At 43.6% G+C, this 5,463-nt stretch carries 5 protein-coding genes; all 5 read right to left on the bottom strand.

Features of this window, described 5'->3' with window-relative positions; genetic code table 11:
- A partial coding sequence (locus B4K20_RS00410; protein WP_289281461.1) for a TIGR01458 family HAD-type hydrolase occupies positions 1-630 on the bottom strand: 630 nt, incomplete at its 3' end.
- Between the two features lie 81 nt (positions 631-711).
- The gene (locus B4K20_RS00405; RefSeq protein ID WP_289281460.1) at positions 712-2,037 is read right to left on the bottom strand and encodes a DASH family cryptochrome; all 1,326 of its coding nucleotides are present in this window, start codon (positions 2,035-2,037) and stop codon (positions 712-714) included.
- Positions 2,038-2,122: 85 nt separating this feature from the next.
- The gene (locus B4K20_RS00400) at positions 2,123-4,078 is read right to left on the bottom strand and encodes an alpha-amylase family glycosyl hydrolase (RefSeq protein WP_289281459.1); all 1,956 of its coding nucleotides are present in this window, start codon (positions 4,076-4,078) and stop codon (positions 2,123-2,125) included.
- A 33-nt stretch (positions 4,079-4,111) separates the two neighbouring features.
- Complete coding sequence (locus B4K20_RS00395) at positions 4,112-4,975, bottom strand: carbohydrate kinase family protein (protein ID WP_289281458.1); 864 nt, start codon at positions 4,973-4,975, stop codon at positions 4,112-4,114.
- Positions 4,972-5,463, bottom strand: a 492-nt coding sequence (locus tag B4K20_RS00390; protein ID WP_289281457.1) for an HAD family hydrolase, incomplete at its 5' end; no start/stop codon positions are given. The genes B4K20_RS00395 and B4K20_RS00390, both read right to left, overlap by 4 nt.

The raw sequence follows: 5,463 nt of genomic DNA, 5'->3' as shown, positions 1-5,463 counted from the left end.
ATCAACAGCACCAATCACATCTGAGGCCACATCATCACCTATCATCAGAACATCACTGGCAGCCATACCTAATGATGTAAGAGCCTCATGAAAAAACCTGGATGCCGGTTTGCCAATAATCTGAGCTTCCACATGGCTGGCGTATTCCAGAGCTTGAATGAATGGCCCTGCATCCAGTTGCAATTGACCTTCACTTTTAAAAAATCGGTTGCGTCCAATCCCCAGTAACGGTGCGCCATTCATAATTAATGAAAAGGCTTTGTTTAGATTGTCATAACTAAATAAATACGCTGCATCAGTGACAATCACCGCATTAGGTTGAGACTGTTCTAAGTCACTGAACTCTGGTGTTAAGTCGGGATGAATAAGACAAAATGGTCGATACCCCTTCGTCTGGCACAGGCGCTTAATAGCTAGGGGCGCTGTAAAGACTTCATCAGACTTGATATCAAATCCCATCTGTTTGAGTTCGTTCAAGACTGACTGGCAGGTAGCACGTGAGGTATTGGTCACAAAACGCATCGGAATGCCCTGACGCCTCAGTCGCTTAATGAGATCAACCGCGCCACTGATAGGCTGATTGTCAGTATGTAATACCCCACTAATATCAAACAAAATTGCTTTAGTCATAACAATGGCCTCCACTGTATGAGAGCAATGATTTGAGTATGCAATGCTTTTTAGCGGATCTCAATACTCAGACACGATCACTTATTCATCTTTATTTGGCATGATGGGCCAGTCTGCAGCATCAACTGAATCGAGTGGGTACTGATTGGCCTCGCCATGCCATTGGCGAATAAAGTGATGCTCAGGATCGTAGGTCGCCGTTTGTTTTTTCAGATTAAAATGACGTCCCCCACGCGGATCAGCGCCTACTCCAGCGATATATTGCCAATTGCCCCAGTTAGAGGCGACATCATAATCAACTAACTGCTGCTCAAAATAGGCCGCACCAAACCGCCAGTCCAGTTGTAGTTCATTGACCAAACAGCTGGCGACAATCTGACGACCGCGATTAGACATATACCCTGTTTGATTGAGTTGTTTCATGCAGGCATTGACGATGGGATAAGGGGTATTACCATGACACCATTTCTGATAACGCTCAGGATAAAAACAACACGATACGCGTTGTTTATTTATGCCTTCCGGTCTAAACAGTTTGTGCTGATAACGCTGTGCGTACCACTGGAAATATTCACGCCATAACAGCTCATAATAAATCCAATAGGTAGATTCATTGGCGACATTGTCTTTTTCATAACGCTGTAATCTGTCTATCAGCTTGCGAGGTGATAATGCACCACTGGCCAGCCAGGCAGACATTTTCGTGGAATTATCCCAACCATCTAATTCATTTCGAACCGTTTTATAGTGTTGAGGTAACTCAGAGGAAAAGTAGTCGTCTAAATGCTGAAGCGCTGCTTTTTCTCCACCATTGAAACCTTTATGTGAATCCAGCACATTCTCTGCTGTTCGTTTCAACCCTGTCACGGTATCAACAGGGGGTGCTAATTGTTGGGGCATCGCTACCGGTTTATCAATAGCTATGGTTTCACAAGCTTGTTTGAATTCTGTAAATGTCGTCGGCAAATGGTTCAAGCCAAAAGGCAACTGTTCAGGACGAAATAAGGTATGAGTCCAGATAGAATGAAACGCGATGCGTGGGAAATCAGCTCGAAGGTGATGCCACTGTCTTGTTTCAAATACCCCAACATGATGACTACGATAGACGACATCAATCTCATGATTTTTTATCAAAACAGAGATGGCTGAGACTGGATCGGTTGTCATCACAATCAACCGTTGCCCCCTGTTTTTGAGCTCTTTGGCTAAGTCATGCAAACATTGTTCGATAAATTGTCGGCGTATTAAGCCCATGGGCTTGGCATTAAGCCCCGTTTGTTTGAACCAGGCTGAGTCAAAACAAAATAAACAGATCAGTTGTTCACAGTTCAAACTGGCTTCAAGAAGTGCCGTGTTGTCATGAACACGAAGATCATGATTAAACCAATACAAACCTGTTTTATACATGTCTACTCCTAGAAACAGTTTCCATTCCGAAACTAGAGGGTTGAATGTCGATATTATGTGAAGTTAGTAGAACAAAAATGGACAATCAGCTTTCTTGCAACCAATAAAAACTAAAGGCCGGTATGACTAAGGCATTTTTGAATAAATCTGGACGCTGACCACTGAATAAGTCATAAAGTTGGCCATTTTGCGGATTTCCCCAGCTACCCAATTCGCTTAAATTTAAATGCTGAGGCTTATCGTTGAAGTTGGCAACCACCAGAACACGTTGATGTTGCTGCTGAATGCAATAACGCTCGAAGACAAATAGATGCTCATTACCTACATCAATGAGTTCACGATTATTGAAATCGGCGAACACATCAATTTCTTTACGTACTGAGATCATCCGTTTTAAGGCGGTAAATATTTCATATTGAGGATGGCCAGGCTGATTACGTAAATCTGCTTTATTCCAGTCAATAACAGGCCGATGTACCCAGCGTGAATCCCCTTTCTTGTATGGATCCTCAAGGTAAGAAACATCGTTAGTGGTACCCACTTCATCACCGTAATATAGAAGAGGAATCCCACCAAAGGACATAATCAAACTGTGCAAGAGTAAGATGATTTTGATTGAATCTTCGATTGCCTCAGGATCGCCAATTTCCAAGGCGTATTCCAAGCCGACCAGAGAGGCTAAAGAACCAGAAATACGAGCATCACCTGTTTTTTCATTTTCACCAAACGGCAAACCTCTAGCGTGAGAATGGTCAAAACGCCCCATGTAATAATCAATCAGAAACTTCCGATGTTGTGCTGGTTGGTATCCAACCAGTTCAATATCACGATCATCAAAGCCCAAACCTATATCATCATGGCAGCGGATATAATTCAGCCAGGTTGCTCGCTCTAATTTCACAGGCAAGCTCTTGATGCCTTGATTGAGTAACTTGGTATTTTTTGTGGCTACGGCATCCCACATCAAAGCCATATAAGTGGCGTTGTAGGCTATTTCACACTCTTTAGCAATTACCGCATCTTCACCAAAGTACTTGGTGACTTCAACCGGTGCGACAATCGCTTCAGCAATATATAAAACGCCAGGCGCTACCACTTGGCAGCAATCTTTCAGCAATTGCAAAATCAAGTGAGCTTCACGTTCGTTTTGGCAGGTACTGCCAATTTTCTTCCATAAAAAAGCAACCGCATCCAAACGCAGAATATCGGCGCCCTGATTGGCCCAAAACAGGATCACATCAAGCATTTCGATAAAGACAGTAGGATTAGAATAGTTAAGATCCCACTGATAACTATTAAACACCGTCATGACCCAACGCTGCATATCCTCATCCCAGGTAAAATTACCGGGTGACGTCTCTGGAAATACTTCAGGCATGCTCTGCTCGAACATATCTGGGACATTACGATTTTCAAACGTGTAGTAATAATCCTGAAACTTAGGATCACCCTCACGTGCTTTTTGCGCCCACTCATGCTCATCGGAAGTATGATTCAGCACCACATCCATGGTCAGTAAGATATCTCTGTCATGCATGCTGCGTGCGAGTTGATTCAAGTCTTGCAGACTTCCGGCACGCTCATCTATTTTCCGAAAGTCGCTCACGGCATAACCACCATCACTGCTGCCTTTTGGGCACTGCATGATTGGCATGATGTGTACTAAATTGACGCCAAGGTCCTGAAAGTAATTCAGATGGTCTTTCATGCCTTGCAGGTTGCCAGCAAAGCCCTGACTGTATAACGCCATACCTACCCAGTTCTGACTGAGAAACCAGTTATGATCGGCTTCACGCTCAATATCTTTCTGACGAAGATCTTCTGGTCGGCGAATATACTGCCACGCCATTGTTTCAACCAGTTTCTGAGACTGCTCCTTGAAGTCATCTCGATGACCGTATAAGCGCTCAAATAAGGAGTGTATAGCATAAAAATTTGCGCCCAACCGTGTGTAGAAATAGCGTAAATCCTGCTTTGAAATGCCCGCTTCAATTTCATTGAGGATATCGTTTAACAATGTATGGGCTTGCTGTTCGTACATGCTTAACCTTGTTTGAATTATTCTGAATAAGCGTTATTTGTAAAAATCTGGATTTTTACTGATGGCACCGCGTTGCGTCACCACCCGACAAGCGAAAGCTTGTGCTTTTTCTAATGTCGTTTCAATTGACCAGTCCGCTAAAAGACCGTGAATATACATGGCAGTAAATGCATCGCCAGCACCGACGGTATCGATAACCTGTTCATGTTGAGTAGGTGCGACTTCATGAAACTCACCATCTGTATCTCTCACGATAGCGCCTTTTTCTCCACGTGTCACAATCAACTGATCAAGGTGAAAGTGCATATGCATTCGTGTCATGTCCTGATACAAATCAGCAGATTGAAAACCGAGTTCATATAGCTCACTCTCATTGAGTTTTACCCAGCGAGCCTGCTCCAACCAATGATAGACCACCTCTTTCTGCCACCAGGGAGACCGTAAATTCACATCAACAAAAATATCCAGTGATGGGTTTTCCGTCAGTTTTTCCAATGTTTTATACGAGGTCTCATGTCGAGCGACTAATGTGCCATGGTAAAAAAATCCGGATAAAACCTGACTGGCTGACTCACCTAACTCAATAAAGTCCCAGGCACTATCTTCAGCAAATGTGTAGCTTGGCTCATCATCTTTTATGGTGATATCAACGCGCCCTGTCTGGTGCTGGTCGTCAATTTGTATAGCTTGCGTATTCATGCCCCAGCTATCCATCTCCGATAAGATGGTTTTGCCTAAGTCGTCATTACCTACCCGGCTGATAAAAACAGGAGAATCACCTAAGGCGTGCAGATGCCAGGCCACATTAAAGGGAGCACCACCAAGAACATTTTCTCCGGTAGGAAAACAATCAAATAAGGCTTCACCAAAAAGCGTTAGATTTGATGATGATGTCATGATGATGCCTCTTTATTGGTTTGCATAACAAAATGCGGTGCAAAGTGCGCCACGCCCTGTAATACCCCTGCAGCATAATTACCTTCATTATCTCGATGACTTTTCGCCAGGAATAAGGCTTCGGCATGACCATTATGTTTGGATAACTCTACTGCAGCCTGCTTTATTTCCGCGCTGGCATTATCGACCAGAACCGAGGGGATTTGACTGGTTAGAACAGGCAGGTCATTACCACTATCACCAGCAAAAATCACTTCATCCAATTGATAGTCTAGTTTGCGTTGTAAAAACTCAATGGCATGGAGCTTAGTTGCATGCTCAGGTAAGACATCCAACAGGCCGATATTTTTAGGTTCATCGACGCTCCAGAGAATACTGGCAGCGACATTAGCATCTTTCAAAAAGGCTTCAATACGGGCAATAATTGTATCTTTATCTAAATACAGTGGCAGGTAGTAACTCAGTTTATGGGTGTTTTGCTTGCTGCA

Source organism: Methylophaga sp. UBA5088, from assembly GCF_002414625.1.
In the GTDB taxonomy this organism is placed as follows: domain Bacteria; phylum Pseudomonadota; class Gammaproteobacteria; order Nitrosococcales; family Methylophagaceae; genus Methylophaga; species Methylophaga marina.
The sequence above is the reverse complement of the archived record's forward strand: the minus strand, read 5'-3'. Positions and strand labels throughout refer to the sequence as shown.

Bases quoted from the DNA above. Each gene is read 5' to 3' on its own strand.
- B4K20_RS00400 (WP_289281459.1), bottom strand. From the start codon at position 4,078: ATGTACGAACAGCAAGCCCATACATTGTTAAACGATATCCTCAATGAA.
- B4K20_RS00395 (WP_289281458.1), bottom strand. From the start codon at position 4,975: ATGACATCATCATCAAATCTAACGCTTTTTGGTGAAGCCTTATTTGAT.
- B4K20_RS00405 (WP_289281460.1), bottom strand. From the start codon at position 2,037: ATGTATAAAACAGGTTTGTATTGGTTTAATCATGATCTTCGTGTTCAT.